This window comes from Pseudoalteromonas sp. SMS1, from assembly GCF_021530565.1.
Lineage (GTDB): Bacteria > Pseudomonadota > Gammaproteobacteria > Enterobacterales > Alteromonadaceae > Pseudoalteromonas.
The window spans coordinates 17,936-33,655 of record NZ_JAKGBI010000019.1 but is presented as its reverse complement, the minus strand read 5'-3'; the positions used below and the strand labels follow the sequence as shown (position 1 = coordinate 33,655).

The 15,720-nt window shown below is 42.4% G+C and carries 16 protein-coding genes and 1 pseudogene; 12 read left to right on the top strand and 5 right to left on the bottom strand.

The features are described 5' to 3' along the window. Positions 1-168 precede the first annotated feature (168 nt). The 5 genes from L1286_RS18575 to L1286_RS18555 all read left to right on the top strand — a co-directional run bounded on the left by L1286_RS18575 (position 169) and on the right by L1286_RS18555 (position 3,026). Complete coding sequence (locus L1286_RS18575; RefSeq protein ID WP_268832586.1) at positions 169-849, top strand: alkylmercury lyase family protein; 681 nt, start codon at positions 169-171, stop codon at positions 847-849. A 93-nt stretch (positions 850-942) separates the two neighbouring features. Next, positions 943-1,428, top strand: a complete 486-nt coding sequence (locus tag L1286_RS18570) for a DUF523 domain-containing protein (protein WP_235408525.1) — start codon at positions 943-945, stop codon at positions 1,426-1,428. 84 nt (positions 1,429-1,512) lie between these two features. Further along, a complete protein-coding gene (locus tag L1286_RS18565) occupies positions 1,513-2,094 on the top strand; it encodes a hypothetical protein (protein ID WP_235408524.1) in 582 nt (193 codons plus the stop codon). Between the two features lie 201 nt (positions 2,095-2,295). Continuing rightward, positions 2,296-2,496 (top strand): hypothetical protein, encoded by a 201-nt coding sequence (locus tag L1286_RS18560; RefSeq protein WP_235408523.1) that lies wholly within the window; start codon positions 2,296-2,298, stop codon positions 2,494-2,496. Between the two features lie 140 nt (positions 2,497-2,636). Continuing rightward, positions 2,637-3,026, top strand: a complete 390-nt coding sequence (locus L1286_RS18555; protein WP_235408522.1) for a tautomerase family protein — start codon at positions 2,637-2,639, stop codon at positions 3,024-3,026. Here the strand turns inward: L1286_RS18555 and L1286_RS24320 are convergent. The 3 genes and pseudogenes from L1286_RS24320 to L1286_RS18545 all read right to left on the bottom strand — a co-directional run. Then, a pseudogene (locus L1286_RS24320) lies at positions 2,955-3,101 on the bottom strand (hypothetical protein); the annotation flags it as partial. The gene L1286_RS18555 and the pseudogene L1286_RS24320 overlap by 72 nt on opposite strands. A gap of 1 nt (position 3,102) precedes the next feature. Further along, positions 3,103-4,389, bottom strand: coding sequence for an FG-GAP repeat protein (locus tag L1286_RS18550; protein ID WP_235408521.1), 1,287 nt, complete (start codon positions 4,387-4,389; stop codon positions 3,103-3,105). A 262-nt stretch (positions 4,390-4,651) separates the two neighbouring features. Continuing rightward, on the bottom strand, positions 4,652-7,144 hold the full coding sequence (locus tag L1286_RS18545; RefSeq protein WP_235408520.1) for a cation:proton antiporter: 2,493 nt from the start codon (positions 7,142-7,144) through the stop codon (positions 4,652-4,654). Between the two features lie 130 nt (positions 7,145-7,274). On the opposite strand from L1286_RS18545, the gene L1286_RS18540 reads away from it, so the two are divergent. Further along, complete coding sequence (locus L1286_RS18540) at positions 7,275-7,688, top strand: GFA family protein (protein ID WP_328284241.1); 414 nt, start codon at positions 7,275-7,277, stop codon at positions 7,686-7,688. Positions 7,689-7,747: 59 nt separating this feature from the next. Here the strand turns inward: L1286_RS18540 and L1286_RS18535 are convergent, their stop codons facing one another. Beyond that, positions 7,748-8,620, bottom strand: coding sequence for an alpha/beta hydrolase (locus tag L1286_RS18535; RefSeq protein ID WP_235408518.1), 873 nt, complete (start codon positions 8,618-8,620; stop codon positions 7,748-7,750). 192 nt (positions 8,621-8,812) lie between these two features. Here L1286_RS18535 and L1286_RS18530 point away from each other — a divergent pair, with 192 nt between their 5' ends. The 5 genes from L1286_RS18530 to L1286_RS18510 all read left to right on the top strand — a co-directional run bounded on the left by L1286_RS18530 (position 8,813) and on the right by L1286_RS18510 (position 12,013). Then, positions 8,813-9,805, top strand: coding sequence for a D-cysteine desulfhydrase family protein (locus L1286_RS18530; protein WP_235408517.1), 993 nt, complete (start codon positions 8,813-8,815; stop codon positions 9,803-9,805). A gap of 187 nt (positions 9,806-9,992) precedes the next feature. After that, the gene (gene def, locus L1286_RS18525) at positions 9,993-10,496 is read left to right on the top strand and encodes a peptide deformylase (RefSeq protein ID WP_235408516.1); all 504 of its coding nucleotides are present in this window, start codon (positions 9,993-9,995) and stop codon (positions 10,494-10,496) included. 241 nt (positions 10,497-10,737) lie between these two features. Beyond that, the gene (locus tag L1286_RS18520) at positions 10,738-11,148 is read left to right on the top strand and encodes a DUF3574 domain-containing protein (protein ID WP_235408515.1); all 411 of its coding nucleotides are present in this window, start codon (positions 10,738-10,740) and stop codon (positions 11,146-11,148) included. Between the two features lie 5 nt (positions 11,149-11,153). After that, positions 11,154-11,543 (top strand): MmcQ/YjbR family DNA-binding protein, encoded by a 390-nt coding sequence (locus L1286_RS18515; protein WP_235408514.1) that lies wholly within the window; start codon positions 11,154-11,156, stop codon positions 11,541-11,543. 35 nt (positions 11,544-11,578) lie between these two features. After that, on the top strand, positions 11,579-12,013 hold the full coding sequence (locus tag L1286_RS18510; protein WP_235408513.1) for a GNAT family N-acetyltransferase: 435 nt from the start codon (positions 11,579-11,581) through the stop codon (positions 12,011-12,013). A 197-nt stretch (positions 12,014-12,210) separates the two neighbouring features. Here L1286_RS18510 and L1286_RS18505 read toward each other — a convergent pair whose 3' ends face one another. Then, positions 12,211-14,688 (bottom strand): P-loop NTPase, encoded by a 2,478-nt coding sequence (locus L1286_RS18505; RefSeq protein ID WP_235408512.1) that lies wholly within the window; start codon positions 14,686-14,688, stop codon positions 12,211-12,213. 249 nt (positions 14,689-14,937) lie between these two features. Between L1286_RS18505 and L1286_RS18500 the strand changes: the two genes are divergently transcribed. Then, on the top strand, positions 14,938-15,564 hold the full coding sequence (locus L1286_RS18500) for a LysE family translocator (RefSeq protein ID WP_235408511.1): 627 nt from the start codon (positions 14,938-14,940) through the stop codon (positions 15,562-15,564). Positions 15,565-15,720 lie beyond the last annotated feature (156 nt).

Here is a 15,720-nt window from a genome sequence, read left to right as displayed (position 1 = left end):
ATACGTATGCAATAAATAATTCTTATATCTATTATATTCGATATGTTTGAAATAAATATGTAGTTTAAAGCTGGTTTTGCATATATTTTAACTGATGCATTGATATAGTTTGAGTGTGCGATAAAGTTAAAAATGCACGTTTGCAGCATGATGAAAGGAGTGGGTATTTTGCTAAATAATTCAACACTACATTTTTATATTATGAATAATCTTGTTGAAACAGGCCGTGCACCTAAAGTGTCTCAAATAGCGAAGGCTTTTGAGCAATCACCAAGTGATGTCATTGCAGCGCTTAAGACGCTGCAAGAGATACACGGGGTTGTGCTACATCCGCATTCAAATGAAGTGTGGGTGATGCATCCATTCTCAACCGCGCCGACCAATTTTTATATTCAATCTTCAGGTAAATCTTGGTGGGGCAACTGTGCTTGGTGTTCGTTAGGTGCCGCTTTCTTACTCGACAGAGACCTTACTATTACAACGAACATAGGTGCGGAAGCAAAACAAATAGTAATTGAAATTAAAAATGGGCAATTACAGCAGAATAATCTCTACGTGCATTTCCCTATTCCAATGCAGGCCGCGTGGGATAATGTAATCTATACCTGTAGCACCATGTTGCTGTTTGAGTCACAGGCGCAAATTGATGACTGGTGTCATCGGCATGACTTAAATAAAGGGGATGTGCAACCCATTGAGCATGTTTGGGAGTTTGCAAAAGTGTGGTATGGAAATCATTTAAATCCAGCGTGGGAGAAATGGTCTATCTCACAAGCGAGGGCAATGTTTGAAAAATTTAATCTGACTCATCAAATATGGGCATTGCCCGCCGACAATAAACGTTTTTGATTTTATAGCCAGGTCTGGTCGCATATAAGTCGGCCATAAACCTAAATATTTTTGTCGTGTAGATCAGTATTATGCATATCGGAGTTGTGGTAGATGCAAAAAGTCTTTGTAAGTGCGTGTTTAGTAGGCAATGAAGTTAGATACAATGGCACGAGCTTGTCATTGGATAAATCAGATAAACAATGGTTAGACTTTAACGTCGCGCTCACCGTGTTTTGTCCTGAGGTTTCGGCAGGGTTACCGATTCCGAGAGCACCTGCTGAGATCCTTGGTGGCGATGGTCGTGCTGTAATTGATGGTGCGGCGCAAGTGGTTGGCGATGATGGTGTGGATGTCACTAAAGCGTTTATCAATGGCGCAGCGCAAGCACTAAGAATTTGTCAAAATCAAGGTATTAAATATGCAATCTTAGCTGAAGGGAGCCCATCATGTGGCAGCCAGCAGATCTATGACGGGACGTTTTCTGGTAATAAAATCTTGGGTTCAGGTGTGACGGCAGAACTGCTTAGTGCACATGGTATAGAAGTGTATAGCCAACACACTGCTGGGCAATTAATCGAAAAGCTTACCCAATTATGAATGGGGTGGTGACACAAGCGGTGACAATAAGATAACCGCTTGCTATTGTAAAATATCAATATCTCATGAGGTTAAGGAGAATCAATGTCTAAATATTTAATGGTTTTAGTCCTGTTTATTAGCGGATGTACTGCCAGTTTATGGGAAGCTAAGTATCAAAAAGAAAACCTCAATGGGTTTTATGTCAAAAGTGATACTCAGGAGTTGTTTGTGACAACAACCGAAACCGCGTACCTAATGGGGATTGATCCACAATTTGGAGAGGCGCTTAAGTTATCTCGCCAAGTGGAGTTCATTCCGAGTTTTGATGAGTTTAAACTCGATAGTCAAAATAGGGTGCAAGGCAGGGTGACTTTGACCTTAAGAGATCAAACTTTACCACTAAGCCTTGTTTCCCGTCTTGAATCTTTGGGTTTTGTAAAAGACGATGAACAACAGCAATTGACATTGACACGTAAGGTGTCAGGAAAACGCTATCTCATCGAAGGTACGCTTCCGCTTGAAAAATTGGACAAAGAATACCCTATAATGGTGGCTCAGCCTCAGACATTTACACAAACTGCTGGAAAAATCATTGCGACCCCAGTGACTATCACAATTGATACCGTCGTTACGGTGCCAGCCGTTTTCTTAGCGGCAACCATCATGGCGGCAGGCTCGCCTTAAGGTACGTGTTGTGACGTATGTTCAAATGCCATGATTGGTTTGTCGTGTTGAGCGTGTACTTTAGGAATTTATTTATTAAGACCTGATCCACAATGGAACCTAGTGTCGTTTGTTTTTGATACAATTCAGTTAGGGTGGTTGGGTTACGGTTAAAGAGGCCTTCTGTCCAACGCCATGATGATAAATTTAAAAGGATTTGAAATGGACTCAATAAAACAATGGAAGTCAATGAGTGTGATAGGAGCAGTATTAATTGCGAATGGCGTTGTATTTTCAATTATTGCACTTTCTCTTCAATCATTTGCCTTTTGGGGCCCCGCTTTAGGCTGTGTGGGTGCTGGGATCCCACTACTGGTAATTGGGCTATCTAATCAAAAACAATCAAAAGCAAACGTGAGTTAAAGTACCGCTTATGACACCGTTCAGCATAGTGGTTATGCCATCCTAATTCGTTGAGTAGCAGCAAAGGCGTTAATTGCATTTGTTAGGGGTGGGTAATTACCTTGTGGATTGTGCATAGTTGGTGTGAAAAGTGTAGGGAAATGATGGTTATTATTTATGGCATAGCAGAGCATTTGAACCCAATCAAAGCGCGTTTATCTGATGTAATTCAAGCAACGGTGACGCAAGTGATAGGACTGCCAGAGGATAAACGTGCACATCGATTTGTGCCGATGAGTGCGGCTGACTTCTATTATCCCAGCGGGAGAACAGAAGCTTATACGGTTATTGAAATTAATATGATGGAAGGGCGCAAAGTGGATACTAAAAAAGCGCTGATCAAAGCGCTTTTTGAAAACATCGACGTTGAGTTAGGGATTACCCCCATCGATCTTGAGATAACAATTAAAGAACAACCCGCCCATTGTTGGGGTTTTAGAGGGACCACCGGGGACGAAGCCCAAGGCCTCAATTATAAGGTCAACGTGTAGACAGCTGCATAATAATCGATATGTTCCAAAGTGCGAAATTGAGCGTTTCGAATTGCGATTTTGGCTAAAAAACAAACTAATATTGTCTATTTAATGGCGTTGACGTTGCACTGTTACCCTGCGCTACACGCTGCGCATTTGGCACAGATAAATCCAGGATATAAGCCGCTCCAGAGCCGCTTCCATTGTCGTCTCTATGGGGTGTGGCTACAATTGCAGTTTGGTCGCTTACGGCGATATTCCAACCAAATCTATCTTCTGGCGATCCATCTGGGGCAACGATTTTGGATGTGTAATGCCATTGGCCAAGGTGTTTTTTAAACACATAAAGCGCCCCTGCGTTTTGACCATTGGCATCATGGTGCATCGCAGAAATCAAAGCGGTATCTTCAGTCAATGCCACACCACGAGCAAATCTATCGTCAGCTTGACCATCGGGGGCTAGCAGCTTTTGAGCTTGACTCCACTTGCCATTAGAGCGTTCGAAAACATAGGCAGAGCCCGCGTCAATACCAACGCCTTCGATATCGTCTCTTCTCGCTGAGATTAGAGCCGTATCACCAACCAACGCCACCCTAACACCAAAAATGTCGGTATCTGCCCCATCTTTGGCGACTAACTTAGCTTGTTGGTGCCATTGTTTCCCATCAAATACATACGCATAAACGGCGCCGGCTTGCTCCGCAATTTCGTCATGAAGATCGGCGCCGACCAATATAGTGTTGTTATCGATTGCCACGCTGATCCCAAATAAATCCCCTTCGGCGCCATCATTTGCCGAGAGTTTGGTTTTAAACTGCCATGTGTCTTTGTTGCGCTCAAATACATACGCTGAGCCGGAATCTCTATGTGGTGAATCGCTATGCGGGGCGCCTATCACGAGAAATCGTTCCGTTAATGCGATGCTCTGGCCAAAAGCATCGCCAGCCTTAGCGTCATGCGCTGTTATAATCTGAGTTTGGGACCAAGATTCGCCATGATGTTTAAAGGCAACTACGGCGCCTGCGTCTTTGCCTTTATCATCACGTTTAATAACACCAAGCATGGCAAACTGATTTCTCAAGGCGACATTACCACCAACAGTATCATTTGCGTATGCAGGGTTGGCAACCAGTTTGGCTTGTTGCTGCCAGCCATTTGGCTTGAGTGAGAATATGTAAGCAGCGCCAGAGTCTTTAATCTGCTGTGCGTCGGTTTTGTGGGCACCGATCAAAGCGGTTGTACCATCGATTGCGACGCTAAAGGCAAACTGATCGTCAGCTTTTCCATCATTGGGTAAGAGTTTTTGTGTACTCGCGTGACAGTGGCTCATGGCAACAAATGTAATAGCGCAGAAGAGCCCATACGTAGAACGAAGTTTCATTAATACTTTCCTTGTGTTCTTTTATTATTGTGTGATCACAGTATTCGACTGACTCTGACATAACAAGTAATAATCGATAAAGTACGCCCATTTCTCGTAATTAAGTTATATAAACCAGCTGTTTATCATGCAATTCACCCTGCTGGGAAAAGGTGTAAGGGCGCTTTTACTACCAAAACTAAGGTATTTGTAGCCTGTGATATGCGCCTTAACTGTTGTTAAGGCGCACCAAGGGGTAGGTTTCGTATTACATCATATCAAACTATACCGAGTAGTCCTGCATGAGCTTGCACATGACCAGTGTGAGTTGGTTGTCTTGTTGCATTAATTGTTTTAGTTTGTCACAAGGTATCCACATAACATCACACGGAGTTTCGCTTACGCAGTGCGTTTTACTCATGGCAGTAAATAGGGCTAAAAGGGCGATAGATTCACCCGGTCCTTTGTTTGTACAAATATGGCGATGTTTCCTGTCGTTTTGAACTGACCAATGTTCTTTGACGCTTCCTCTACTAACAATTCCGATCTTGTTTAGAGGCTGATCAGTACGACATATCGTTTGCCCCGCTTCATAGACGTTATGCTCAATTAGCGCAGAGAGTTGTTCTCGTGTGCGTTGGCATAGACTTCTTGCCCATGGGATATCGTTGACTAATCTTTGTTCCTGAGTTGTTTTAAACAGGGTTTGTTTTTGCAGTGCTTGCATTCTGTTTTCTACAGACATAAGCAGTCGTTGTGCTTCAGGTTTGTCTAATACGGCTTGTTTAAGTTGTGCTTTGATGACCGCACGCTCTCTGTTAAGTAATAACCTTGTGGCCGCTTGAGATTGCAACGATTGAATGATTTCTGGAAAGCTGGCACGTAGGGCATCTATCTTTTCAAGGGTAGTTTGTTTATTTGCAACGACCGATTCCATGACGGCGTCTGCTGAGGTTGTATTAGGTGCTAAGGCGTGTATATGACTCTCAAGTGCTTCTTGCGCGTGGATAAATCCCCGGGCAATATCATATCCCAATGCCAATTTATCAAAATAAAATGTCAACAGTAATCGATTGAGCCATCGATAATTTCTGAGTGATGACAGCCAAGGGGGAATTTGCCAAGTACTGTGTATAAATGTCCTTGGGCCTATACATGGCTCACCATCCAGTGCGACTTCAACTGCCTCCACCAATTTAGCAGTTGCTTGCTTACTTAACATACCTTGTTCAAATTGCGTCCAATAGTGTTTTCGTTCGGTTTCTAAAAGCCGTCTCTTGTAAGCAACATCTAACTCGTGTGCCGTCACTGAACGACTATCTTGGATTTCGTCATACAGCTTTAACTGCGCTTTTTGCTTTACAACATCCCAATCAGCGCCTTTCAAAAAGTCGTTGGTCATCATGACAGGTAGCATTTCATGCAGTTCAGCGCTAATTTTTGTTTGTGCTTTATCAACGGTCGCTTGTTTCGCTGGAGGAAGCGAGTTTAAGCCAAGTAATTTCAGTAATAGGCCCATTGTGGCGCCATTAACCAAAATAGTCAGTACCACGATGCCGGCACACAAGAACAATATACGGTCCCCAATTTCTTTGGGGATAATATCGCTGGCGACCACCGCCAATGCCAGCGCTAATGAGACCGCACCTCGTAGCCCTCCCCAACAAAGTACGGCAGCTTTGGCAAAATTAATTCCAATTCCGAGTCTTTTTAAAGCTGGCATAAATACAGCAATTGACGTGGCCCTGATGATCAATATACCGCCGTAGAGTACGAACAGCATGTGCCAGGCTTGAATGTCGTTAAGCGGCACTCTTATTGCGACCAAAATACCCACCAGCAAGAAGATCAAAGTATTCGCCATGTGTGCCATCATTTCCCAAAAATGATGCAAGAACCCAGCAACCTCTGGACTGATACGGGTTCGTCCTATGCTGGCGAATATAACGGCGAGGGTCACCACAGCAACAACGCCTGAGACATGAAAGTTTTCGGCGATAAAAAACACGGAATATGCTGCGGCAATCGTCAGCGAAATTTCAATCATCGGATCATTAAAGACGCGCTCTATCCATAATATACAAAGCCAGCCCACGACAAACCCAATGATCAAACCAACTAAGACCACTTTTATAAACTCTAACGTTACATGCCATGGTGACGTGAGTCCATCTACCGTTGCACCTGAAAACGTCGCTGTCACCCAGGCAAAAAATAACGAGAAAAACACAATGGCAGTGCCGTCATTGAGCAATGACTCACCTTCAATGAGTGTTTCAAGCCGTTTTCGTGAACTGACTTCTTTTAATAGTGCCACAACGGCGACCGGATCGGTTGCGCTGATCAGCGCGCCAAACATTAAGCATACGGCCCAACTCCACTGCCACGCATCTGGGGTAATGGCGAAGACAAGTTCTGCGGTGAGCCAAATTGCCAGCATTAGCCCTGGCACCGCAAGCAAGGCGATTTGAGTAAACATTCGGCGGAATAAGTGTACTTCCATGGCAAAAGCGCTTTCAAAGATCAAAGTAGGGAGAAACAAATAAAGAAATAAATGGGAATCGATGTCGGCGATCAATGCGAGGCTATCACCAAATGCTTGTGCTTCTGATTGAAATACATCAGCACGTTGTAGTAAGCCAATGACAATACCCAAAAGTAAAAGTGCAACAGTGTAGGGGATTTGACTGCCTTTTAAGATGTGACGAACAAACGCGCCGGTAAAAAGTGCGAAAATCACAAAAAGTAGGACCAACAAACCAGTGCTAAAGTCCATAACCCGTGCTCTCTTAATAGGTGTTTGTGAGTAAGTTTAGAAAAGTAACGGCCAGTTCGCTAAATTGTCTTCTTTTTATGTACATAGTTATAATGAACGAATATTCCTAGCAATCACAAGAGACTAATCAATGTTTACTATCAAAGGCCGTTGCAATTGTGACGCTGTCAACTTTGAGTTCAAAATATCTAAGGAAAAACAGGTTGTTTACATGTGCCATTGTTCTATTTGCCGACGCGCCAGCGGCACAAATGGGGTCGCAGTGATGATAACCGACAAAAGTGAGTTTAGATGGTTAATAGGCGAGGAGAAGATTAAAACTTGGCATAAATCAGCGCATGATTGGGCGTGTAGCTTTTGTGTTGAGTGTGGATCAAGCTTACCAGGAGAGAATGACCCAGAGCGCATGTATGTGCCCGTTGGCCTGATAGATAATGCTGATTTAGAAGGCGTGCGGGTTGCACATCATTTGTGGGTAGACTCAAAAGCACCTTGGGACGAGATCACGGATGACGGCGAGCAACATCGTCAAGGAATTGGTTGAACAGTAACCATATCGATACAAGCCACGACTGAGCGTAGCTTGTTGGCGCTCAATCAGCCTTAGTCTTCCTGTTTTGAACAGACCGAAGGGTAGCACTTGAATACTTCGCGGATCCCTCTAAAGATTCCGACATGTAACACTGAACCATGATGTTCATCCGTCGTTACATCATAACGGATTGCAGTGGCATCTGTATCAATCAATGTGAGCGCGACGTTATCGATGGCATTGATGTGTTTCAAGTAAAGCGCTTGTTGCTCGGGCGGTACATTCTCTTCATGGGCTGCGACAATGTAGACCGCAAATGCTTTATCATCAAACTTGTCTTGTGCGTCTTCAAGCCAGTCAGTGACAACGGCGTCATCCCACCAAAGAGAAGGGTCAATGGCAACAAACCCCTTAAATAGCGGTTGCATATGTTCAGAAAGTAAACTGGTGATACTGAACAGCCCACCAAGAGAATGACCTGACAATACCCTAAAGTCATCGGTACGATACGTTTCGTCAATGAATGGGATGACCTCACCTTTGATGAATGCTTTTAGCTGGTGGCTTTGGCCAGTTAACGCGGGGGTAGGCGAATCCTTTGGCTCTGTGGGGGTAAGATCTCTCGCTCTGTGAGTACGCGTATTAATGGCGACTAAAATAGTGTCGGGTAGCATCTGCATACGGTTTAAAAACCACATGCTATGACCAGTAAGGTACTGCAAATTTTCACCATCGGTGGTATAGACTACAGGATACTCCCTTTCACTATTTTCAGGCGCATCGTAGCCTTCTGGTAAAACAACCCATACCTTTCTTAGTTCGTTGTTTAAAGAGGAAGATACAATCGTATGTTCAGTGGGTAAGTGCGTATACGTGTAATTTAAATAAGAGGCTTGAGATAAACAACTAACTGCACATAGCAATAAAAAAGCAAAATGCTTCATGAGATCACTCCTTTAGGTTCGTTATGATAAGGACGAAATTGATGTCTAGGTCTTTAACATAAATTACGCATTTGGCACGATATGGTGTGTTTTATTAATTTGGTCATACGAGCATTTTCAACTCAGGCATACGGATTTTAAAATAAGCGTGATGTGGGTAATATAAGGCAAAAATAGACAAGGAAAATAGAGATGGAAAAACACAATATACTAAATAAGTTGCCAAAAGCAGAGCTGGGCTTTTTCCCAACTCCCATCGTTACTTTGAAGAATCTATCTCGTCATCTTGGTGGGCCAGAAATACTCATGAAGCGAGACGATTTGACGGGACTCGCATTGGGTGGAAACAAAACAAGAAAATTGGCATTTATTATTGGGGATGCCCTACAAAAAGGATGTGACACAGTTGTTACGGCAGGAGCACAACAATCAAACCATTGTCGTCAAACAGCGGCGGCAGCGGCGCAGCTAGGGCTTGAATGCCATCTGCTATTGGGGGGTACATTACCAAACGATATCAACGGCAATCTATTGCTCGATCAATTGTTGGGTGCACATATCCATTGGACAAATCAAAACCGCAAAGGCGAAGATATTCCGCAGGTCGTTGCTGCATTGAAGAATCAGGGGAAAAAGCCGTATGTCATTCCGTATGGTGGATCGAATGCACTGGGTGCGTGTGGGTTTGTTAGCGCGGGTATAGAGCTCGAAACACAATTGAAAAATATTGAGATTAGCGATGTATTTTTTGCATCTAGCTCTGGCGGGACACATGCGGGATTAATGTTGGCTAAAACGGTGTTAGATGCACAGTATAACTTAGTTGGCGTACAAATAGATAAAGATGAGGACCACGATAGCGCATTTAAAACACAGGTGACTAAACTTGCAAACGAAACCAGTGTGTTACTGGGCATGGATATCGTCTATAAGCAAAGTGATGTATTGCTAGAAGATGGATTTTTGGGGGAGGGCTATGGTGTCGTTGGCGCAGCTGAACAATACGCCATAAACTTGTTAGCGCGAACCGAGGGCATTTTACTTGACCCCGTTTACACCGGCCGAGCAATGGCAGCACTAATTGATAAAGTGCAAAAGGGGGGCTTTGATAAGTCACAAAGAGTACTGTTTTGGCATACTGGCGGTGCACCGTCGCTGTTTTCTTACGCCAGTAAAGTTCAATGATTAATGAGTCGATAAATGTGTTGCAATTTTATGGTCACCGCATAGTATAATCGTGCTATCAGCATGATCCACTGATGATAATCACAGGCTTGAACGCCTTTGAATTACAGAGGCCCGTCGCATTTATCACATTAATCAAACTATGTAACATTGCATAGCCCAAAGGATACAAGAGCAAGTATATATTATGGCTGTTTTAGAGATTTTAACTGCACCTGACCCTCGACTGAAAATTAAAGCTAAAAAAGTGGATGACATTGAGCGCATTCAGACTCTAATCGATGATTTGCTCGAGACCATGTATGCAACTAGCAATGGCATTGGTTTGGCCGCCACACAAGTCGGCAGAGAAGAAGCGGTTGTGGTTATCGACATTTCAGATGAGCGCAACGACCCGCTTATTTTGGTCAACCCGGTTGTTAGTGAAGGCAAGAATAAAGCAAAAGGCCAAGAAGGGTGTTTGTCTGTTCCTGACTATTTCGCAGAGGTTGAACGTTTTACATCGGTAAAAGTAACCGCACAAGATAGAAAGGGCAATCCGATTGAAATCGAAAGCGATGAATTCTTGGCCATCGTTATGCAGCATGAAATAGATCACCTGCATGGAAATTTGTTTATCGATTATTTGTCGCCGCTTAAACAAAAGATGGCCATGAAAAAAGTTAAAAAGTACGTAAAACTGCACGCTTAAAGACTGTGATATGGCGTAATCGCAATATCAAGTAAGACAAAAAGCCAGTTAGATACTGGCTTTTTGCCATCCTACACTCTATTACTGGCTTCTGCTTACCCACAGGATATTTATCAACGTTGGAACGGGCGAATTTTCACAGTTGACAATTGACGCTGGAATAAACACCGTTTATATAGCAACATAGGTAGTGCAAAACCCAGACAATGTTTCACTTCACCGTTTATCGCAAGGAGCCTTTATGCGTAGCCGCTTATTTCTAGTTTATCTTGTACTGACGTTTCTTTCTGGGTGTGCGATGAGTCCATCCGAGCCATCTTCCCATTCTGCTGCTGAAAATCATAACCAAGGTCTACAGATGTATTTTGGTTTGTCAAAACCAGGCGGCGGCGTTATTACCCCTGCACAGTGGCAAGCGTTTGAAACTCATCACCTCGCGACCACGTTCACTGGATTTAGCTTGGTCACTGGGGCTGGTTATTACAAAGGTCAAAAAGAAGGTACTAAAATTGTCACGTTGTACAAAGTCACCGCCAAAGAAATTGCATCTGCCAAAGCCCTCGCCAGTGAGTATTGTCGATTGTTTGATCAAGACTCGGTGCTTATTGTACAACTGGGTGTTGAAAAGATTATGTTTGTGGGGAAGGAGTAGTAATCATGGACAGTCAGTCAGTGCACCAGTATTTAATGACTAAACCTCACGCAACTGTGGGTCAACCTTTTGGTCCCGAGGTGGATGTCTACAAAGTAAAAGACAAAATGTTTGCGACCTTGTCGCGGGGAAAAATCGCTAAGCATACTGATAAGGCGACTCATTGGTGGCTCAACCTTAAGTGTGACCCCGATGAAGCGCAGGCATTAAGAGACATTTTTGACGCAGTAATACCTGGGTATCATATGAACAAACGATTATGGAATACCGTCATTTTAGACGGCTCAATTCCACCAGGTGAAATTGAGCGGATGATTGATAACTCTTTTTTACTTGTGGTGAAGAAAATGAAAAAAGCCGATCAGCGTTCTGTGCTCCTTCATTTAGATACTTAAACACACCGTCATAAAATTACTAAAGGACATCACCTGTGGCACTGACAGTAAGACCTGCTCAAATGAAGGATGTTGCAGCGCTGACAGAGTTGACATCACAGCTCGGCTATCACAGTACGCAAAGCGAGCTCACACAGAGGTTGGCCATGATCACGGCTTCTAATAAACATATGGCGTTGGTTGCGCACGCTGAAGATGTTTGGTTACTGGGCTGGGTTGTCATCGAACATCGAGTAACGTTAGAAAGCGGTGAACGCGCTGAAATTACCGGGTTAGTCGTATCTGACAAAGCACGGGGTCAGGGCGTCGGTAAACGGCTCGTCCAAAACGCGATTGAATGGGCGAAAGCACAATCGCTCAATAAAGTAATGGTTAGTTCCAACATAACGCGAGATGGGTCTCATCATTTTTACAGACAGATAGGCTTTATTGAGCGAAAAACTTCCAAGCAATATATTAAACAGATATGAAAGCATCATACATGGCAAGGCTTGGCGGTTTAAATAATGCGAGGGGGGTCACACTCGGCACTATGCCGTTAATCTCATTGATAAGTTGCCTGTAACAAACGAAACTATATTCGTATTTGTGACAGAACTTAACGATTTTAAATAGTCAAGCTCTGCCAAATTACGTGAAGATAGACTTTAATTTATTATGCTGATCCTCATGACTTTCTCTGTCGTGTAATGGAGTCAATCGTCATTTTAAATTCCTCTAAATTGTCTGACTGAAAAGGAGGAACACTGCCTGTTGGGTATTCGTAGCTTATAAACTCTTCGTATTGTTTTAAAATGTCTCGCAAAGCGTGTTCAAATTTGACCTTATTTCCTTTAGATAAGTCATCATAGCGCTTTTCAAAATAAGAAATATACAGTCCAGCTTGCCTAAATTTATAAATATCGTTTTCTTCTCTTTTCAATATTTTATGCGCATCTAGGAAAAATGAAATACTTGCATCTTGGCGTTCTTCAATGATTGCTTTTTTGAGGTTCAATCTAGCGAATTGGTTATCTATATATGTCGTATCGTAGTCAGCGTTGTTTTCGGCTTTTGCATAAGCTGTCTTTAGAATTATCTCCGCATCTCCCAAGTTATTGGTGCTCATTACCGCCATGCCGTATTGTAACCAAAAATGAGGATTACCAATTACCTGAGGTACTTCACCTTTTAACTTTTCATAGAATTCAATATATGAGTCTGACTTATTCTCATCGGGTAAAATGGCGGAAATTGTTCCGAATGTCATGATACTTCTATATATTTCACTCTCTTCTCGAGTTTGTGTTGCGCGATTACGTTGCAGCTTTTCAACGATACGTACAAGCTGATCTATCGAGTAACTTGCTTTATAAAGGCTATTCAAAATAAACGTCCCGAAAACAGACGAGCGTGTCACTAAATCACCGTATTTAAATTCAAAGATACTTGTTTCGTTAACTCTGTTTTCAAATTCAGCACTGTAAACGTGATTTGATCCTGAAATGTCAGCAATAAAGCTTTTTGTACACGCCGCTGGGTAGATGTGTTGTATTAAACATATTGCATGCACCGTCTTTTTTGTGTCAGGGTGTGATAGTACGGTTTTAAATGCTCTGTCAAACCGAGAAATGACATCAGGTGATTTCAAAATATTTAGGAGTATTATTGAAAGCTGAGATTCACAGTGATCAGTGAGGTACCCAAGCCTCTTTTCGTATGAGTTACCTGCCAGTTCCCCCCATAGACCCGAGTTACTGATGATCTCCTCCATCTGCACTATTTCCTTAGAGTGGAGGTAATCTACATTGACATTGTATGTTTCCATACCAAAATCAGATAAAAAACCAACAGCTTTACGATATCTATGTGGTCTTTCAGTTAAAACCAGTTTTCCATTGTCTTTAAGGTAGGCCGTGTAATACCGGACAAGGTCAAGACATCCTTCAAAGTCGTCAACGAAAAGATAAACATTTTGGTTTAGCGCGGCTAATTTTTCGATATCTTTTTCATAATCTGCTTCGTCATCTTTGATGGTATAGACGAGCTTGCCTTCAATAATGAGGCTCGACATGACTTGTTTTGCAATGGTACTTTTCCCGTTTGCCAATGCGCCATGCAGAATGACAACGTTTTTTGATTTCAAGATATCTAATATTTCACTCACTTGTTCCCTTTCAATAGCATAGCGAGTTGAATCGGATGTCATTGACATGGATATGAATTCAGTTGAGCATTTACCCCTAAGCAAGAAGTCGCGGATATCAGAATCTCTATAGTTTTTCTCATATTCGATGGATTGTCGGCTTAAAGAAGATAGGTAATCTATTTCGTCAGGAATGTGCTGAGGGGTCGCATCTTCAAGGAGTTGGCCAAACTTCTCAACACCAATTGGGAAAACCTCGCCAAATGCAGAAAGCCGGTGATGTTCTTTTGTAGAAACGGCTTCTCTTGTAATAAAGAAGGTCTTTTTCTTTATATCTTCATTGTTTACGAGTAGTCGTTTTACTTCCATGTCGTACAAAGAGTAGCCGATAAATATGATTTGATTACATAGCTCGATGTCTTTTTTAAATCGATACGCCCATGATGAGTCTGAAAAAGCATCTGAATTTGTATAGGACGACTCGGACAGTTTGAATGAGTCTTCGAGCGTTGCACAATCCAAGGTTTGAATCGCGCCGTTAATGTGAATGCAAACATTTCGAGCACGAAAATATTGAGTTGGGTTACTTTCTAGGGTGAGAGGTAAAATAGATTTGTCGACATTACCCGCTGCTAACTCAAAGCAATTGTCATAATTGGTTGTGTATACTCTACGCCAATTTATTTTAGCAACTGATTGGTGATGACTCGACACGCCGGTAATATTGAAATACTCCTTGATTAAGCCAATGAGTTTTTCTGCGTCATTGTATTTTAAATAGTAATCAGCGGAATATGCTAGATCGTTATCTTCTTCGAAATTGCCAAGTTTACATATCTCGACCGACAGTTCACTTGCAAGTGGAATAGGCTTATTGATTGTGTTTGTGCTACCAAGCGAGTAACCAGCGCCAATAAAGAGTAAGGTGTTTCCAGCATGCGCCTTTTCGATTATCGTCCTTAATGACTCTCGGTCATAATTTGATTTAACTTCCAAATTTCCAAGATTATCTATTTTCATATTTCTTTCCTTGCCTTGCTCTTATACAAACCTGCTGAACTGCATCCAATTATTTATAACCCCTCGATAGTGGACTTAAATGTAACATTTGTAAAGAAAATGAGGTGAAATGTTAAGGGTCGGCTTCGGCGAATCAATGGGGTCAGAGTCATTGATTTTTCACTTTGATTTATACACAGCGGATATTTAAGGAACTTTGTCCCTTCTATTTGTTCAAAGAGGTTAAACACCAACAAGGATGGGATAACAATGTTCCCCATAGACGTATTTTTAGCGTATACATCAGCGTGTATTTTACTGGTCTTATCTCCAGGACCTGACAATATTTTAGCGATTGCCAGAGGCGTAAGTCAGGGTAGGATGGCGGCCTGTGTTTCAAGCGTGGCATCAGGAGTAGGTATTCTATTCCATGTTGTGGCTGCGACAGCTGGGCTGACATTACTTATTCAAACCTCAACAGTGGCATTTTATGTGGTTAAGTTTGTGGGGGCGAGTTACCTCATTTGGTTAGGGATTAAAGTATTGTGCAATCGAGACCTGATTTCGATAGACAATGTAGAGAAAAAACCGCTTCGCAATCTTTTTATGACCGGCTTTTTATCAGCGGCATTGAACCCTAAACCCGGGTTGTTTGTGTTGGCTTTCATTCCGCAATTTGTGGATCCTGCTCTTGGCAGTGTGACTATTCAAATGATGGTATATGGTTGTTGGTTCGCAATGATGACCACTATCGGGTTTTCATTTATGGGGATTTTTTCAAATCGTCTCAAACGCGTATTGCTCAACCAACCAAGGTTACTCAGTGGACTCAATATTTCTGCTGGGCTTACCTTTGTGTCTGCTGGGTTAGCTGTTGCATTCATGAAACAAAGATAATGCAATATCACAGCATCGCGTATAAATGGCAACTTAGGTTGCCTTTTTTGTTGATGTAAATCTGTCCTTAGTTTGATACAAACATTAAATTGTATTTCAACCTTCATGATTCGTTACATTTTACAGTAGGTTAGGTATTGGCGAGTCACCGATTTA

Coding starts and splice junctions, on each gene's coding strand:
- L1286_RS18535 (WP_235408518.1), bottom strand. CDS start 8,620: ATGAAGCATTTTGCTTTTTTATTGCTATGTGCAGTTAGTTGTTTATCT.
- L1286_RS18520 (WP_235408515.1), top strand. CDS start 10,738: ATGCGTAGCCGCTTATTTCTAGTTTATCTTGTACTGACGTTTCTTTCT.
- L1286_RS18560 (WP_235408523.1), top strand. CDS start 2,296: ATGGACTCAATAAAACAATGGAAGTCAATGAGTGTGATAGGAGCAGTA.
- L1286_RS18545 (WP_235408520.1), bottom strand. CDS start 7,144: ATGGACTTTAGCACTGGTTTGTTGGTCCTACTTTTTGTGATTTTCGCA.
- L1286_RS18540 (WP_328284241.1), top strand. CDS start 7,275: ATGTTTACTATCAAAGGCCGTTGCAATTGTGACGCTGTCAACTTTGAG.
- L1286_RS18565 (WP_235408524.1), top strand. CDS start 1,513: ATGTCTAAATATTTAATGGTTTTAGTCCTGTTTATTAGCGGATGTACT.
- L1286_RS18570 (WP_235408525.1), top strand. CDS start 943: ATGCAAAAAGTCTTTGTAAGTGCGTGTTTAGTAGGCAATGAAGTTAGA.
- L1286_RS18550 (WP_235408521.1), bottom strand. CDS start 4,389: ATGAAACTTCGTTCTACGTATGGGCTCTTCTGCGCTATTACATTTGTT.
- L1286_RS18555 (WP_235408522.1), top strand. CDS start 2,637: ATGATGGTTATTATTTATGGCATAGCAGAGCATTTGAACCCAATCAAA.
- L1286_RS18500 (WP_235408511.1), top strand. CDS start 14,938: ATGTTCCCCATAGACGTATTTTTAGCGTATACATCAGCGTGTATTTTA.
- def (WP_235408516.1), top strand. CDS start 9,993: ATGGCTGTTTTAGAGATTTTAACTGCACCTGACCCTCGACTGAAAATT.
- L1286_RS18515 (WP_235408514.1), top strand. CDS start 11,154: ATGGACAGTCAGTCAGTGCACCAGTATTTAATGACTAAACCTCACGCA.
- L1286_RS18505 (WP_235408512.1), bottom strand. CDS start 14,688: ATGAAAATAGATAATCTTGGAAATTTGGAAGTTAAATCAAATTATGAC.
- L1286_RS18530 (WP_235408517.1), top strand. CDS start 8,813: ATGGAAAAACACAATATACTAAATAAGTTGCCAAAAGCAGAGCTGGGC.